At 66.7% G+C, this 14,861-nt stretch carries 18 protein-coding genes; 7 read left to right on the top strand and 11 right to left on the bottom strand.

What is annotated here, in order from left to right; translation table 11 throughout:
• The first annotated feature begins 3 nt into the window (after positions 1–3).
• The 5 genes from radA (at position 4) to ASE66_RS26240 (ending at position 5,474) form a co-directional block, all read left to right on the top strand.
• Positions 4–1,428, top strand: a complete 1,425-nt coding sequence (gene radA, locus ASE66_RS26260; RefSeq protein WP_057192665.1) for a DNA repair protein RadA — start codon at positions 4–6, stop codon at positions 1,426–1,428.
• A gap of 193 nt (positions 1,429–1,621) precedes the next feature.
• Positions 1,622–2,338 (top strand): CvpA family protein, encoded by a 717-nt coding sequence (locus tag ASE66_RS26255; protein ID WP_082613740.1) that lies wholly within the window; start codon positions 1,622–1,624, stop codon positions 2,336–2,338.
• Positions 2,339–2,366: 28 nt separating this feature from the next.
• Positions 2,367–3,836, top strand: a complete 1,470-nt coding sequence (gene purF, locus ASE66_RS26250; protein WP_244495066.1) for an amidophosphoribosyltransferase — start codon at positions 2,367–2,369, stop codon at positions 3,834–3,836.
• A gap of 19 nt (positions 3,837–3,855) precedes the next feature.
• Entirely contained in the window at positions 3,856–4,596 is a 741-nt protein-coding gene (locus ASE66_RS26245; RefSeq protein ID WP_057192663.1) for an SDR family NAD(P)-dependent oxidoreductase, read from the top strand.
• Between the two features lie 161 nt (positions 4,597–4,757).
• Positions 4,758–5,474: a tetratricopeptide repeat protein gene (locus ASE66_RS26240; protein WP_162262536.1), complete on the top strand. Its 717-nt coding sequence runs from the start codon at positions 4,758–4,760 to the stop codon at positions 5,472–5,474.
• Between the two features lie 171 nt (positions 5,475–5,645).
• On the opposite strand, the gene ASE66_RS26235 is transcribed toward ASE66_RS26240, so the two are convergent.
• The 4 genes from ASE66_RS26235 to ASE66_RS26220 form a co-directional block, all read right to left on the bottom strand.
• A complete protein-coding gene (locus ASE66_RS26235; protein ID WP_057192661.1) occupies positions 5,646–6,053 on the bottom strand; it encodes an NUDIX hydrolase in 408 nt (135 codons plus the stop codon).
• Positions 6,053–7,444, bottom strand: coding sequence for a ribosome biogenesis GTPase Der (gene der, locus ASE66_RS26230; protein WP_057192660.1), 1,392 nt, complete (start codon positions 7,442–7,444; stop codon positions 6,053–6,055). The genes ASE66_RS26235 and der overlap by 1 nt, the downstream gene beginning before the upstream one ends.
• Positions 7,445–7,556: 112 nt before the next feature.
• Positions 7,557–8,219, bottom strand: coding sequence for a tetratricopeptide repeat protein (locus tag ASE66_RS26225; protein ID WP_156412334.1), 663 nt, complete (start codon positions 8,217–8,219; stop codon positions 7,557–7,559).
• Between the two features lie 153 nt (positions 8,220–8,372).
• Positions 8,373–8,978 carry a TetR/AcrR family transcriptional regulator gene (locus tag ASE66_RS26220; RefSeq protein ID WP_057192659.1) on the bottom strand — a complete coding sequence of 202 codons (606 nt, stop codon included), beginning with the start codon at positions 8,976–8,978 and terminating at the stop codon, positions 8,373–8,375.
• Positions 8,979–9,048: 70 nt separating this feature from the next.
• Here ASE66_RS26220 and ASE66_RS26215 point away from each other — a divergent pair, with 70 nt between their 5' ends.
• Both ASE66_RS26215 and ASE66_RS26210 read left to right on the top strand, forming a co-directional pair.
• A complete protein-coding gene (locus ASE66_RS26215; RefSeq protein WP_057192658.1) occupies positions 9,049–9,453 on the top strand; it encodes a VOC family protein in 405 nt (134 codons plus the stop codon).
• 58 nt (positions 9,454–9,511) lie between these two features.
• Positions 9,512–10,519 (top strand): purine-nucleoside phosphorylase, encoded by a 1,008-nt coding sequence (locus ASE66_RS26210; RefSeq protein ID WP_057192657.1) that lies wholly within the window; start codon positions 9,512–9,514, stop codon positions 10,517–10,519.
• A gap of 3 nt (positions 10,520–10,522) precedes the next feature.
• Here ASE66_RS26210 and queA read toward each other — a convergent pair whose 3' ends face one another.
• The 7 genes from queA to mce all read right to left on the bottom strand — a co-directional run bounded on the left by queA (position 10,523) and on the right by mce (position 14,861).
• A complete protein-coding gene (queA, locus tag ASE66_RS26205; RefSeq protein ID WP_057192656.1) occupies positions 10,523–11,617 on the bottom strand; it encodes a tRNA preQ1(34) S-adenosylmethionine ribosyltransferase-isomerase QueA in 1,095 nt (364 codons plus the stop codon).
• Between the two features lie 152 nt (positions 11,618–11,769).
• Positions 11,770–12,237: a peptidylprolyl isomerase gene (locus ASE66_RS26200; protein WP_057192655.1), complete on the bottom strand. Its 468-nt coding sequence runs from the start codon at positions 12,235–12,237 to the stop codon at positions 11,770–11,772.
• Positions 12,237–12,866, bottom strand: coding sequence for a hypothetical protein (locus tag ASE66_RS26195; RefSeq protein ID WP_057192654.1), 630 nt, complete (start codon positions 12,864–12,866; stop codon positions 12,237–12,239). Before ASE66_RS26195 ends, ASE66_RS26200 begins: the two co-directional genes overlap by 1 nt.
• A gap of 4 nt (positions 12,867–12,870) precedes the next feature.
• A complete protein-coding gene (locus tag ASE66_RS26190; protein ID WP_057192653.1) occupies positions 12,871–13,431 on the bottom strand; it encodes a peptidylprolyl isomerase in 561 nt (186 codons plus the stop codon).
• 393 nt (positions 13,432–13,824) lie between these two features.
• A complete protein-coding gene (locus ASE66_RS26185) occupies positions 13,825–14,055 on the bottom strand; it encodes a DUF1467 family protein (RefSeq protein WP_057192652.1) in 231 nt (76 codons plus the stop codon).
• Positions 14,052–14,453, bottom strand: a complete 402-nt coding sequence (locus ASE66_RS26180; RefSeq protein WP_057192651.1) for a RidA family protein — start codon at positions 14,451–14,453, stop codon at positions 14,052–14,054. The genes ASE66_RS26185 and ASE66_RS26180 overlap by 4 nt, the downstream gene beginning before the upstream one ends.
• Before the next feature lie 3 nt (positions 14,454–14,456).
• Positions 14,457–14,861, bottom strand: a complete 405-nt coding sequence (mce, locus tag ASE66_RS26175) for a methylmalonyl-CoA epimerase (RefSeq protein ID WP_057192650.1) — start codon at positions 14,859–14,861, stop codon at positions 14,457–14,459.

Here is a 14,861-nt window from a genome sequence, read left to right as displayed (position 1 = left end):
TAAATGGCCAAGCGTGGTCCGACTTACATCTGCCAGGCCTGCGGCGCGGTTTATCATCGCTGGCAGGGCAAGTGCGATTCTTGCGGCACCTGGTCGTCGCTCTCCGAGGAAGCGCAGGCCGCGCCGGTTCCCGGCGGTGGCCGGCCGCCCTCGGGCGGACGGGCCCGTGGCCGCATCTTCGCGCTGGAAAGCCTGAAAGGCGAGACGCAGGATGCGCCGCGCATCGTCTCGGGGATCGGCGAGCTCGACCGCGTCACCGGTGGCGGCTTCGTGCCGGGCTCTGTCCTCCTGATCGGCGGTGATCCCGGCATCGGCAAGTCGACCCTGCTGATGCAGGCCTGCGCCGCCATGGCGATGACCGGCCGGCGCGTCGTCTATGTCTCGGGTGAGGAATCGACCAGCCAGGTCCGTCTGCGCGCCCAGCGCATGGGCCTCGCCGAGGCGCCGGTCGACCTCGCCGCCGAAACAAATATCGAGGACATCATCGCGACCCTCGGCCAGGGCGAATGCCCTGCCCTCGTCGTGATCGATTCGATTCAGACGATGTGGTCCTCCGAGGTCGAGAGCGCGCCCGGCACGGTGACGCAGGTGCGCGGCTCGGCTCAGGCGCTGATCCGCTATGCCAAGACCTCGGGCGCCTGCCTGATCCTGGTCGGTCACGTCACCAAGGACGGTCAGATCGCCGGGCCCCGCGTCGTCGAGCACATGGTCGACGCGGTTTTGTCCTTCGAGGGCGAAGGCGCACACGCCTTCCGGATCCTGCGTGGCCAGAAGAACCGCTTCGGCGCGACCGACGAGATCGGCGTCTTCGAGATGACGGGTGCGGGCCTCTCCGAAGTGGGCAACCCTTCTGCCCTGTTCCTCGCCGGGCGCGACCAGGATGCGCCGGGCGCGGCCGTGCTCGCCAGCATCGAGGGCACGCGGCCGGTTCTGGTCGAGATCCAGGCGCTGGTGGCGCCGAGCGCGCTCGGCACGCCGCGCCGTGCCGTGGTCGGCTGGGAGAACAGCCGCCTCGCCATGGTGCTGGCGGTGCTGGAGACGCATGGCGGCCTGAAGCTCGGCCAACACGATGTCTATCTCAACGTCGCCGGCGGCCTGCGCGTCGGCGAGCCGGCGGCGGACCTTGCCGTGGCCGCCGCGCTCGTCTCGTCGCTGACGGGGGCAATCCTGCCCTCGGGCGCGGTCCATTTCGGCGAAATCGCCTTGTCCGGCGCGATCCGGCCGGTCTCGGTCGCTGCTGCGCGGCTGCGCGAGGCCGCGAAGCTCGGTTTTGAAAGTGCGGTTCTGCCCTCGGCCGGAGCCGATATCGGCGACGGCAACGGCCTGAGATTGCGGCGCCTCAGCCATGTCGGCGAACTCGTCGCGGAAATCGCGGCGACGGCTCCTCGAGCCCGCTCCAGCCAGCGTACTCCGCAAGCCGACCGGTAAAATGGTCTCGATTTCAACGGGGAGAGACGGATTTGCCGATCAAGTTGGACAAGCTGATCGGATCCCGCTCTCGCAGTGCAAAATGAGCCGACTGCATGGGTGACGCGCGGCACGCGAGCGGGTATAGCAAAATCCGCCCGGCCCACCCATTTGACGCGTGCCGGCCCCGATTTTGCAGCGAAGCGGCCCAGACATGCCTGTGACCATTCTCGATCTCGTCGTCATCGGCGTGGTGTTGATCTCGGCTTTGCTCGCAGCCGTGCGCGGCTTGACGCGCGAGGTGCTGGCGATCGCCTCCTGGGCGGCCGCGGCCGTCGTCGCCTGGATCTTCCATCCTCAGCTGCTGCCGCTGGCGCAGCAGCACATCCCGAACAAGACCGTGGCGCTGGTCGTGGTGATCGCGGCGCTGTTCCTGGGCACGCTGATCGTCGTCTCGCTGATCACGGCGCGGATTTCGGACTTCGTGCTCGATTCGCGCATCGGCGCGCTCGACCGTACCCTCGGCTTCGTCTTCGGCGCCGGCCGCGGCCTGCTGCTCGCGGTCGTCGGCTATCTCTTCTTCACCGCGCTGGTGCCCGAGAAGATGCAGCCGGCCTGGGCGCGCGATTCGCGCTCGAAGCCGCTGCTGGAAGAAACCGGCCGCAGCCTGCTCACAATGCTGCCGCAGGATATCGATTCAGAGTTCGTGAAGAAGCTGCTGCAGCCGAAGACACCCGAGTCGACCGACACACCGGCCGAGGAGCCGCGCACGCCCGGCACCAACCCGCCGGCCGGCGGCACCGCCCCGGCCGACCCGCAGCGCCGCACCCAGGCGCCCGCCACCGACCGGCAGGCGCTGCAGCGCGTGATCGATACGACCGCTCCGGCCACCACCGGCGCGGCGCCCGCCCCGGCGCAACGCCGGCCCTGATTGAATAGAAGTCGCGATGGAGCCTGCGATGAGCCTGATCCACGATGCCGACGCCGTGTTCGACCCGAACGCCGACCGTTTGCGCGAGGAGTGCGGCGTCTTCGGCATCTTCGGCCATGACGACGCCGCGGCACTGACCGCGCTCGGCCTGCATGCCCTGCAGCATCGCGGCCAGGAGGCGACCGGCATCGTCTCCTTCGACGGAAAGCGCTTCCATACCGAGCGCCAGCTCGGCCTGGTCGGCGACGTCTTCTCCGACGCCAGCGTGATCGAGAAGCTCAAGGGCAAGCAGGCGATCGGCCATGTCCGCTACTCGACCACCGGCGAGACCATCCTGCGCAACGTCCAGCCGCTCTTTTCCGAGCTGCATGGCGGTGGCTTCGCAGTGGCGCATAACGGCAACCTGACCAACGGCCTGACGCTGCGGCGCAATCTCGTGCGCGACGGGGCGATCTACCAGTCGACCTCCGACACCGAGGTCCTGCTCCATCTCGTGGCGCGCAGCCGCAAGCCGAAGTTTATCGAGCGCTTCATCGACGCGCTGCGGCAAATCGAGGGCGCCTATGCCTTCGTCGGCATCACCAACAAGAAGCTGGTCGGCGCGCGCGATCCGCTCGGCATCCGTCCGCTGGTGCTCGGCGACCTCAATGGCTGCCCGATCCTGACCTCCGAGACCTGCGCGCTCGACATCATCGGCGCCAAGTTCGTCCGCGAGATCGAGAATGGCGAGGTCGTCGTGATCTCCGAGCAGGGCATCGAGAGCCACAAGCCCTTCCCGCCCGTAGCGGAACGGCCCTGCATCTTCGAATACATCTACTTCGCCCGGCCGGATTCGATCGTGAAGGGCCGCAGCATCTATGAGCGCCGCAAGGCGATGGGTGCGCAGCTCGCAGCCGAAGCACCAGCCGATGCCGACGTCATCGTGCCGGTGCCGGATTCCGGCGTGCCGGCGGCGCTCGGCTACGCCCAGGCTAGCGGCATCCCGTTCGAGCTCGGCATCATCCGCAACCACTATGTCGGCCGCACCTTCATCGAGCCGACGCAGAAGGTGCGTGAGCTCGGCGTGCGCCTGAAGCATTCTGCCAATCGCAGCGTGGTCGAAGGCAAGCGCATCGTGCTGGTCGACGATTCGATCGTGCGCGGCACGACCTCGCTGAAGATCGTCAAGATGATGCGCGAAGCCGGCGCCCGCGAGGTGCATTTCCGCATCTCGTCGCCGCCGATCACTCATCCTGACTATTACGGCATCGACACGCCCGACCAGCAGAAGCTGCTCGCCGCGACCCATACGCTCGAGGAGATGCGCCAGTTCGTCGGCGCCGATTCGCTCGCTTTCATCTCGGTCGACGGCCTCTACAAGGCGATGGGGCATGAGCAGCGCGACCCGAGCCGGCCGCAGTTCACCGACCATTGCTTCACCGGCGACTATCCGACCTCGCTGACCGACGTCATCGGCGAGAGCGCCAAGCAGCAGATCTCGCTTCTGGCCGCCGGCTGAGCCTTTCGACGGGATTTCGATGACCAAGCCTCTGGAAGGGCGCATCGCGCTCGTCACCGGCGCGTCGCGCGGCATCGGCCGCGCCGCGGCGCTCAGCTTTGCGCAGGCCGGCGCGCATGTGATCGCCCTGGCGCGCACCACTGGTGCACTCGAAGAGCTCGACGACGAGATCCGGGCGATCGGCGGCACTGCGACCCTGGTGCCGGCAGACCTCGCCGATGCCGCCGCGATCGAGAAGCTCGGCCCGGCCCTGCTGGAGCGCTGGGGCCGGCTCGACATCCTGCTCGCCAATGCCGGCATCCTCGGCCCGCTTTCGCCGCTGACCCATGTCAGCGCCAAGGAATGGTCCGAGGTCTTCGACATCAATGTCAGCGCCAATTGGCGGCTGCTGAAATCGGTCGAGCCGGCGCTCAAGGCCTCCGAATCCGGCCGCGCGATCTTCCTGTCCTCCGGCGCCGCGCATAAGGGCCTCGCCTATTGGGGGCCATATGCGGTCTCCAAGGCTGCGCTCGAGGCGATGGCGCGCAGCTATGCCGACGAGACCCGGAACACCAATCTGCGCGTCATGCTGGTCAATCCGGGCCCTTTGCGCACCCGCATGCGCGCCCAGGCCATGCCGGGCGAGGACCCGATGACGCTGAAGACGCCGGAGGAACTGGCGCCGCATCTGGTCGAGATCGCCGCGCCAAGCTGGATCGAGACTGGCAAGATCTTCGACTTCCCGCAGGGCAAGGTTCTGACGCCGCAGATGCCGGCGTGAGGACGCCCTGAAAACTGGCTGGAAGAGGTGAGCACAGCGGTAAAATGCGTCAACGCTCCCTCTCCCCGCTGTCTGCCCTCGCTGCCTTCGGTTTGTCGATAGCTGTGATGACAGCCGGGCAAGCCGTAGCGGACAGCACTCGCATTAGCCCCGATTCCGCTTTGACAGAGGAACTGCGCCAGACCTGTCGCTCGAGCAGCGCGTTATCGCTTGCGGGGCCGTCGGCGGATGCGCAGGAGATCATCGCCCGTGCCCAAGAGATCATCGCACGTCACGACAGGGCTCTCGCAGCCTGCACGAGGCTGATCAACAGCGGGAGCCTCACGGGCCGCGAGCTCGCTGCCGTCCTCCTCGATCGCGGAGATATTCTGGCACCGGGGACAGGCGACGCGTACGCTCAGGCGATCGCCGATTATGACCGGGCCATCGCCCTTGGGCCGACAGCGGCCATTGCATTCTCCAAGCGCGGGAAGGCCCATCTGCTGTATATGCGGAACCTCCAGCTGGCTTTGCGCGACCTCGACACCGCCATCCGCCTCGACCCGTCACAAGCGGATTTCTTTGTCACACGCGCATCGATCCAAGCTTGGCTCAAACAGCCCGACAAGGCTCTTGCCGATCTCGATCGGGCCATCGCCCTCGCGCCCACATTGGAAAAGGCCCGATCCGTTCGCGGCCTGACCCATCTCGACCAGGGCAATTTTGCCAAGGCCATCGCCGATTTCGATGAAGCCATCCGTCTGGCGCCGAACTCCGACGAGAATTACAGCTTCCGCGCCGCAGCCAAACGCGCAGCAGGCGATCAGGATGGGGCTCGCGCGGACGAGACCAAAGCGCGCGAGCTGACGTCTCCAAGCAATACTCCCGCGCAGCGTTGAGCGACGGCGAGATCATCGTCCACCCGCAAAGCAGGATGCCGAGGCCGTAGCAGCCGCAATAGCTGTCGCCGTCATTCTCAACCGAAGCGAAGCGCAGAGAATTTCTGGCCGATAAAGGCGCCTTCCCGTCATGAGATGCTCGGGTCAAGCCCGAGCATGACGCGCCCCTCATCACGCCGCCGCATACTCCCGCACCACCGCGATCAGGTCGGGCACGGTCAGGTTCGGCAGCGCGGCCATCTCGTCGAGCGAGAACCAGCCGATCCGGACATGCTCGTCGGAGAGGTTTTCCGCCTCGCCGCCTTCCCAGCCCGAGACGACATAGATGTGGTGCAGCGCCGCGCCGTTGCGCTCAGGGAAGCGCTCCTCAGCCGAAAGCATCAAGCGATAGGTCAGCGGCGCCAGCCCGACCTCCTCGCGGCATTCGCGCAGCAACGCCTCGTCGAGTCCCTCGCCGGCCTCGACCCGGCCGCCGATCGCATCCCAGTGATCGGCCCAGGCGCGCTTCCAAGAGGCACGCAGACCCAGCAGCACCCGCCCGTCGGCGCGCAGGAAGAGCGCGCTGACGGTCTCCAGCATCAGCCCTTGCTCTTGTCGTAAGGGTTCTCGCCGCCGCGGGTGTGAAGCCGCACGGGCGTGCCCGGCAGTTCGAATGCCTCGCGCAGGTTGTTGACCAGATAGCGCGTATAGGACACCGGCAGGTGATCGAGCTGGTTGCCGAACAGCGCGAAGGTCGGCGGCCGTGCCTTGGCCTGCGTCATGTAGCGGATCTTGATGCGGCGACCAGCCACAGCCGGCGGCGGATGGGCGGAGAGCACGCCTTCGAGCCAGCGATTGATCTTCGCGGTCGAGACGCGGCGATTCCAGACCTCATAGGCGCGGAAGACCGCCTGCATCAGCCGGTCGATGCCCTCGCCGGCAATGCCGGAGAGCGGCACGATCTCGACGCCGCGGATCTGCGCCAGCAGGTGATGCGCCTTCTCCTTGAGTTCGGCGAGCAGGCCTTGCTTGTCGGCGACGAGGTCCCATTTGTTGAGGCCGATGACGACCGCGCGGCCTTCACGCTCGGTCAGGTCGGCCAGCGTCAGGTCCTGCTTCTCGAAGGGGATGGTGGCGTCGAGCAGCACGACCACGACCTCGGCGAAGCGGATGGCGCGCAGCGAATCCGCCACGGCGAGCTTCTCCAGCTTCTCGTCGATGCGGGCGCGCTTGCGCATCCCGGCGGTGTCGAACAGCTTGACCGGCCGGCCGCGCCATTCCCATTCGACCGAGATGGTGTCGCGGGTGATGCCGGCCTCGGGGCCGGTCAGCAGGCGCTCCTCGCCGATCATCTTGTTGACCAGCGTCGACTTGCCGGCGTTGGGGCGGCCGATGATGGTGACACGCACCGGACGGCCGGGGTCGTCGTCCTCGTCGGCCGTGTCAGCGGCAGGAGCATCGGCCCAGGCTTCGTCCTCGTCGTCCTCCTCCGGCTCGTCGGCGACATAAGGCATCAGTGCTTCGAGCAGGTCTGAGGTACCCTCGCCGTGCTCGGCCGAGAACGGCACGGGATCACCGAGGCCGAGCGAGTAGGCCTCCATGACGCCGTCCTTGCCCTTGTTCCCCTCGGCCTTGTTGGCGAGGAGGATGACGGGCTTGCCGGAGCGACGCACCAGGTCGGCGAAAGGCTGGTCCATCGGCGTCAAGCCGAGCCTGGCGTCGATCATGAACAGGATGACGTCAGCCTGATCGATCGCGGTCTGCGTCTGCGCGCGCATGCGGCCCGCAAGCGAATCCTTGTCAGCCTCCTCGAGACCGGCAGTATCGATCACCGTGAAGCGCAGATGGCCGAGGCTGGCCTCGCCCTCGCGACGGTCGCGGGTGACGCCCGGCTGGTCGTCGACCAGCGCGAGCTTCTTGCCGACGAGCCGGTTGAACAGGGTCGACTTGCCGACATTGGGCCGGCCGACGATGGCGATGATGGCGCTCATGATCCGTCTTTAATGCAACATCGGACTCTCCCCGAAAAGTGGCCCGCCACCTCCCGGAGTGAATCCGACGCCTATTGCTTCAGCGATGCCGCCGGGGTCGACGGCGTCGGTGTCAGTTCTTGATGGTGACGGGGCCGCCACGCACCAGCGTCAGATAGAGTTCGATGCGCTGGCGCAGCACCTGCGGCGATTGCGGATCGGCGACGACCGCATCGAACCAGCGCCCGGCATCCTCGAAGAGATTGGCCTTCAACGCGGCGATGCCGAGGAATTCGCGGGCCGAATGGCGCCAGAGCCCGGCCGGCGTCGCCAGCGGCTCGAGCTCCTTGCGCAGCTCGGCGTACGGAACGAGATCGACGCGCAACATACCGGCGCGCAGGCGAGCGAGATCGCGATGATACTGGTCGAGCGAGGCATCGTTGGCGAGGGCGTCGAAGGCGGTCGCACCGGCGGCCGCATCGCGCTTGCCGACCTCGGCCGCGAGGCGGAAGCGCGACAGCAGGCGGTAGCCCGCCGGCGCATTAGCGGAGAGCTCGGCCAACGTCGCCTCGGCGGCGCTGGCGTCGTTGTCGCGCGAGGCACGCACCGCCGCCTCGAACTTGGCGCCGACGGCCTCGGCCTTCTTGCGCTCCTGCTGCTGCCAGAACTGCCAGCCACCGACGCCGGCGACAGCCAGCACGGCAATGGCGATGAAAACATTGCCGTACTTCTTAAAGACGGCAGTCGCCTTGTCGCGGCGAACCTCCTCGTCGATCTCGCGGAAAATATCGGACATGACGCCTCAGACTGATCTTCGCGCGCTGTCCAGCCGACCGGAATCGGTCGAACGAACAGAATTCGCGCGAAGCTGGAAAACTGCGCATGCCGGGTAGCACCTTTGCCGGCGGAATGCGAGCCGGAACGGCCACACAGAGCCGTCAGCGCGGCTCTAGGGCGGCGATACACCCGGCACAGCCAATCCGGCGAGCACCGTATCGATGAGCTTGCGCCACTCGCCGGGGTCGGCGCCGGCCGCGATGGCGAGCGCGGCGCGGTCGTAGGCCGCGCCGAAGAGCTGCGCAGTCTCCGCCAGCGGCAGCGCCGGCAGCGCGCCGGCTTGCATCGCCGCCGCGAGTCCTTCACGCAAGGTCCGGCCGCCATGGCGAGCGTCGATGGCGTCGAGCTCCGCGCGGCCAAGCACCGCCGCGGCATCGATCAGCAGAAGCTGGGTCCGGCCCGGAACCCGCATCGCCTCCAGGAAGGCCGCGCCGCCCTTCGCCAGGGCCTTCAGCGGCGAAAGACCGGGACGCGCCGCGCTCTCGATCTCATGCGCGACCGTCGCCGATTCCGCCTCGACGACCGCACGGAACAGGGCCCGCTTGTCAGCGAAGTGATGATAGAGCGCGCCACGCGTCACGCCCGCTTGCGCCACCAGCTCGGGCGTGCCGGTTTCGGCATAGCCGCGGTCGACGAAGAGCTTGCGCCCCGCAGCGACCAATGCGGCGCGGGTGGTGTCGGAGCGGTCCTTGTTGGACCGGCGTCCAATTTCTTGCATACGTGCAGCCTGTATGTTAATTCACATAAACATGCAGATTGTATGTTTATAAAGAAAAGCAGGCAAGCCAATGAAAGTCACCAGCTATTACCCGGTGATCATGACCGAGAAAGTCGCCGAAACCGCCGCCTTCTATAGCGCGCATTTCGGTTTCCAGGCCCTGTTCGAAGCCGATTGGTACGTCCACCTGCAATCGACCGTGGACGAGCGGGTGACGCTGGCGGTGCTGGATGGCAGCCACGACACCATCCCCCTCCCCGGCCGGGGGCGTGTCGGCGGGCTGATCCTGAATTTCGAGGTCGAGGATGCCGATGCGGAATATGCCCGGCTCAAGGCGGCCGGCCTGCCGATCCTGCAGGAACTGCGCGACGAATGGTTCGGCCAGCGCCACTTCATCACCTCCGATCCGAGCGGCGTGCTGATCGACGTGATCAAGCCGATCCCGATGAGCGCGCCGCCCGAAGCCCACGCTTGATCGCGCGGTCCGTGGCAGGCACCTTGCTTACGCTTCTGCCATTGCAAGGGAGACCGCCATGAACCGGATCGCCAGCGGGCTGGGAGCAGCCCTTCTCAGCCTCACCACACTCGGCACGGCGGAGGCAGCGCCGACCAAGGTCAAAGTCTTCGTCGCCTCGATGTTCGAGATCGGCGCCAATACCGGTGACCGGGCTGGCGAGTTCCAGCATTGGTATGAGCGCTACTGGCAGAAGAGCCAGCCGCACGAGGCCCGCGGCGCCCTGAAGCCGGTCTATTGCAACGAGGCCGGCGTCTGCGGCGCTGTCCTCGGCATGGGCAAAGTTAATTCCTCCTCCTCGATGCAGGCGATCCTGCTCGACCCGGAGTATGATTTCTCGCAGGCCTATTTCGTCATCACCGGCGTCGCCGGCACGCCGCCCTCGCGCGGCACGATCGGCGACGTCTCCTGGGGTACCTGGCTGGTCGACTACGATCTCGGCCATCGCTGGGCACCGGAAGAGGGTAAGCCGGGTGAGCCAGTGTTCATCCCGCGCAAGGGCTATGAGGAATATCGGGTCTTCAAGCTCAACCCGGCGCTGGTCGGCTGGGCGACGCGGCTCAGTGCCGGCGTCAACCTGCAAGATTCGGAGTCGGCGAAGCAATATCGCCAGCGCTACCCGAACGAGCGGGCACGGGCCGCGCCCTCCGTCCAGACCGGCACGCACATGACCGGCGACACCTTCTTCCACGGGCCCGGCCTGTCGAAGGAGGCGCAGTACATGGCCAAGCTCTACGGCGCCGACGACTACGTCATCACCGAGATGGAGGCGGCAGCGATCACGCTGGTGATCAAGCGGCAATTCGGCACCGACCGGATCCTGAGCCTGCGTGGCGCGGTCAATTTCGACCAGGGCAACCCGAACGAGACGACGCAGCAGCATCTCGACCCGGCGCCGGGCCAGACGGCCGGGGGCTTCGCCGAGACCGTCGCCAATGTCGAGGCGGTCGGCTCGCGCGTCGTCGATCACATCGTCGGCGACTGGGGTGAGTGGCAGAAGGGGGTGCCGCCGCTGCCGGCCAAATAGCGCTCAAGCCCGAGCGTTGGCCCGGAACAGCAGACTGCCATCGCCATAGGAATAGAAGCGATAGCCCCCGGCGATGGCGTGGGCATAGGCACGCTTCATCAGGTCGAGGCCGGCGAAGGCCGAGACCAGCATGAACAGCGTCGAGCGCGGCAGGTGGAAATTGGTCATCAGCAGGTCGACGGCGCGGAAGCGATAGCCCGGCGTGATGAAGATCGCGGTGTCGCCCGAAAACGGCTTGATGATGCTGTCCTCGCCGGTCGCGCTTTCGAGCAGGCGCAGCGAGGTCGTTCCGACCGCGACGATGCGGCCGCCGGCAGCGCGCACGGCGTTGAGCGTATCGGCGGTCGCGGCGCTGACCGTGCCCCATTCGGCATGCATGCGGTGCTCGTCGGTGTCCTCGGCCCTGACCGGCAGGAAAGTGCCGGCGCCGACATGCAGCGTGACGAAATGGCTGGAGACGCCGCGCTGCTTGAGCTCCTCGAACAGCTCCGGCGTGAAGTGCAATCCGGCGGTCGGTGCGGCGACGGCGCCTTCCTCGCGGGCATAGGTCGTCTGGTAGTCGCGGGTGTCGGCCTGGTCGGTCGCCCGCTTGCCGGCGATATAGGGCGGCAGCGGCAATTCGCCGAGCCGCGCGATCGCCTCGTCGAGATAAGGACCGGTCAGCGAGAAGCGCAGGCCGATATCGCCGCCCTCCCCCTTGTCCTCGACCTCGGCCTGAAGTCGGGAGAGCTCGCAGGCATTGCCGGCGCCGTCGCTGTCGAAGACGATCGTCTCGCCGACATTGAGCTTCTTGGCCGGGCGGGCGAAGGCGCGCCAGCGATCATCCGCCGCGCGCTTGTGCAGCATGATCTCGATGCGGGCCGAGGCCTCGCCGCGATAGCGCCGGCCCCAGAGCCGCGAGGGGATGACGCGGGTGTCGTTCAGAACCAGCGCGTCGCCGGGCTGGAGCAGTTCAACGAGATCGCGGATGCCGCGATCCTCAAGGGGCTCGGACGTACCAGGGCGGACGACGAGCAACCTTGCCGCATCGCGCGGGCTCACGGGCCGCAGCGCGATGCGTTCCTCAGGCAGATCGAAGTCGAAGAGGTCGACGTCCATGGGCCGATCCCAAAAAAGTCATCCCGGGCGACCGGAGGTCGACCCGGGATCCATGCCGGAGCGTAATCGGAGCTGTTCAGGCATGGATCCCGGCTCTACGCGGCTTCGCCGCTCCGGCCGGGATGACCTTGTTTGCTAAGAGCAGGAACGCCTCAGGCGTCCGCCATCACCTTCATCGAGACGATGGAGTCGGGATCGCGCACCGGCTCGCCGCGCTTGATCTTGTCGACGTTCTCCATGCCTTCCACGACCTGGCCCCAGGCGGTGTACTGCTTGTCGAGGAAGCGGGCGTCGTCGAAGACGATGAAGAACTGGCTGTTGGCCGAGTTCGGGTTCTGGGAGCGCGCCATCGACAGGACGCCGCGGACATGCGGCTCGGCGTTGAACTCCTGGGCGAGGTCCGGATGGCTCGAGCCGCCGGTGCCGGTGCCGTGCGGGCAGCCGACCTGCGCCATGAAGCCGTCGATGACGCGGTGGAAGACAATGCCGTCATAGAAGCCCTCGCGGGCGAGCAGCTTGATGCGCTCGACATGATTGGGGGCGAGGTCGGGACGCAGCTTGATCACCACGCGGCCCTTGGTGGTCTCCATGACGAGAGTGTTCTCAGGATCGAGCGACATCAGACTGATCTTTCGTTGGTCGGCACACGGCCGAAGAAGCGGATGGTAATCGGGCGGCCTGCGATACTCCCTCCGAGCCCCGGCGACAACCTCATCGGCGTGCAATCGCGCACGGCCCGCATCAGCGAGTCGGTGAAACGCTCGCGCAGGCCGGGCGGCGCGCGCCGCATTTCCCAGGTGACGCGCGGCTGGCCGAAGAGGCTGCCGTCGCGGCGCAGGCTGAAGCGGACACTGGCGCTCGCACTGTCTCCCACCGCGAGCGCGGGCGGCTTCCAGCAGCGCCGCAGGGCCGGACCGACCTGGTCGAGCCGGTCGACGGTCTCTTCGCCGAGGCCGGTCGTCTCCGGGTCGACGGTGCCGATGACGCCGCGATCGACGCCGGGCGTCGGCGACGGCACGACCGGGCGGCGCGCGCCCTCGCCGAACGGGCCGCCGATGCCCGGCATATAGCGCTGCCCCGATTGCGGCGGCAGCACCGGGTTCTGCGAGCCCGAAGGTGGTGGCAGGACGGGATTCTGGAAGCCCGAGGCCGGTGGCAGGCCGAGATCGCGCGTGTCCTGCGCCAGAACCGTGCCGCTGGCCGAAGCCAGCAACACGAGAACGAGCGCAGACAGGCGCGACCGGCGCATCGACTTACTTGGCGTCAGCCAGCAGGCGCAGGCGGATGATCTTGTCGGGGCCGGAGACAGAGCCATTGTTGGCGCTGCTGCCCTTCTTGATCTTGCGCACGGCGTCCATGCCGGAGACGACCTCGCCGAACAGCGTGTATTGGCCGGTCAGTGAGCCGCAGCCCTCGAAGCAGATGAAGAACTGCGAGTTCGCCGAGTTCGGGCTCTGCGAGCGCGCCATGCCGACCGAGCCGACCTTGAAGGGGGTCGGGGTGAACTCCGCAGGGACGTTCGGCAGGTCGGAGCCGCCGGTGCCGTCGCCCTTCGGGTCGCCGGTCTGGGCCATGAAGCCGTCGATGACGCGGTGGAAGACGATGCCGTCATAGAAGCCGCGCTTGGTCAGCGCCTTGATCTGCTCGACATGCTTGGGCGCGAGGTCCGGCCGCAGCCGGATGGTGACCCGGCCGTCCTTGGTGTCGAGCGCCAGGGTGTTCTGCGGGTCGAGATTGGCCGGCGCGGGTGCCTGGGCCAGGGCCAGGCTGACGGAAGCGGACAACGCCAAAGCGGCGAGCGTGGTGCGAAGCATCGGAAACCTCTCCTGACCGCCGGAACGGCCCGGCGCGTCTGCCCCAGCGAGGTAGCGACATCCTATGACTGGAACAAGGCGCGGAATCACCGCCGGAGCACAATGTTGCACCGCACAAGAACAAACTGGAATAATTTTGCAAAAAGTTCGGGCGAACGCTGCCTAAACAGGTGACAACATTATTGCGATCCGCTAATCACTTTGGCGCTGGGCACGCCCGACCGTTTTCCGGGCGCCGCGGACCAGGTCTCGGGAGGAACAAACAGCCGCTGGTATATGAGTGCGTATCGATAATGGCGCGCCGATACTACGGTAAAAAACAGACTTCCAAAGGCAAGGCGAAAGCCTTGCTTTTTGTTTTTGGACTATACGTTGCTCTACGCTGAACACTGTTCAGATATCGAGATTGGTCCAGACATACCAGACGATGCAGAAAACGATGCCGGCGAGGATCGTCGTTGCCACCGCCTTCTTGGCGAGACCCGGCATAACTGGTGCGCCGGGATCGGTGCCCTTCTCGACATCGCCGCTCTCCGCCTGGCTGCGCACGCCGAACGGCAGCGTCACGAACAGCACCGTCCACCAGATCACGAAATAAACCGCGAGCCCACCGCCGATCGTCATGACGCGCGGCCCTCGCTGGCCAGGGCGATGCAAGCGAACGCGACCTTGGCCTCGGTCGGTACGCCGAAGCGTGCGGTATGCCGAGCCGGCTGGCCGTTCGGAAAATGCTTCACATATTCGGCATTGCAGGCGGCGTAGTCGCTGGGGTCGGTGATCAGCATCGTCATCTGCACGACACGGTCTAGGCTGGAGCCAGCCTCGGCCAGGATCGCGGCGATATACGCCAGCGCCTGCCTCACCTGCTCGGCCGGCGTCTCACCACGGACGATGCCGTTCGCCGGGTCATGCGGCGCCGACTGGCCGGAGACGAAGACGAGGCCGGCCGCCCGCGTCGCAAGGCTGAAGGGGCGCGGCGATCCAACCTCCGGTTCGCCGAAGAACGTGATTTCTGACGTCATGGCTCAGGCCTGTTCCAGCTCGACGAGCGTACCGCAGAAGTCCTTGGGGTGCAGGAAGAGCACCGGCTTGCCATGGGCGCCGATGCGCGGCTCGCCCGAGCCCAACACGCGCGCGCCCTGCGCCTTCAACCGGTCGCGCGCAGCGAGGATGTCATCGACCTCGTAGCAGATATGGTGGATGCCGCCATCCACGTTGCGCTCGAGGAACTTGGCGATCGGCGAATCCGCGCCCATCGGCTCAAGCAATTCGATCTTGGTGTTCGGCAGCTCGACGAAGACCACGGTGACGCCGTGATCAGGCTGCGGCAGCGGCTGCGAGACGCGGGCGCCGAGCGTGTCGCGATAGAGCGCGGTCGAGGCGGCGAGATCCTTCACGGCGATGGCAACGTGGTTGAGGCGTCCGATCAT

Origin of the sequence: Allobosea sp. Root483D1, assembly GCF_001429505.1 — a bacterium.
Taxonomy (GTDB): domain Bacteria; phylum Pseudomonadota; class Alphaproteobacteria; order Rhizobiales; family Beijerinckiaceae; genus Allobosea.
Note: the sequence above shows the minus strand (reverse complement) of the source record. Positions and strands in the feature narration are given on the sequence as shown.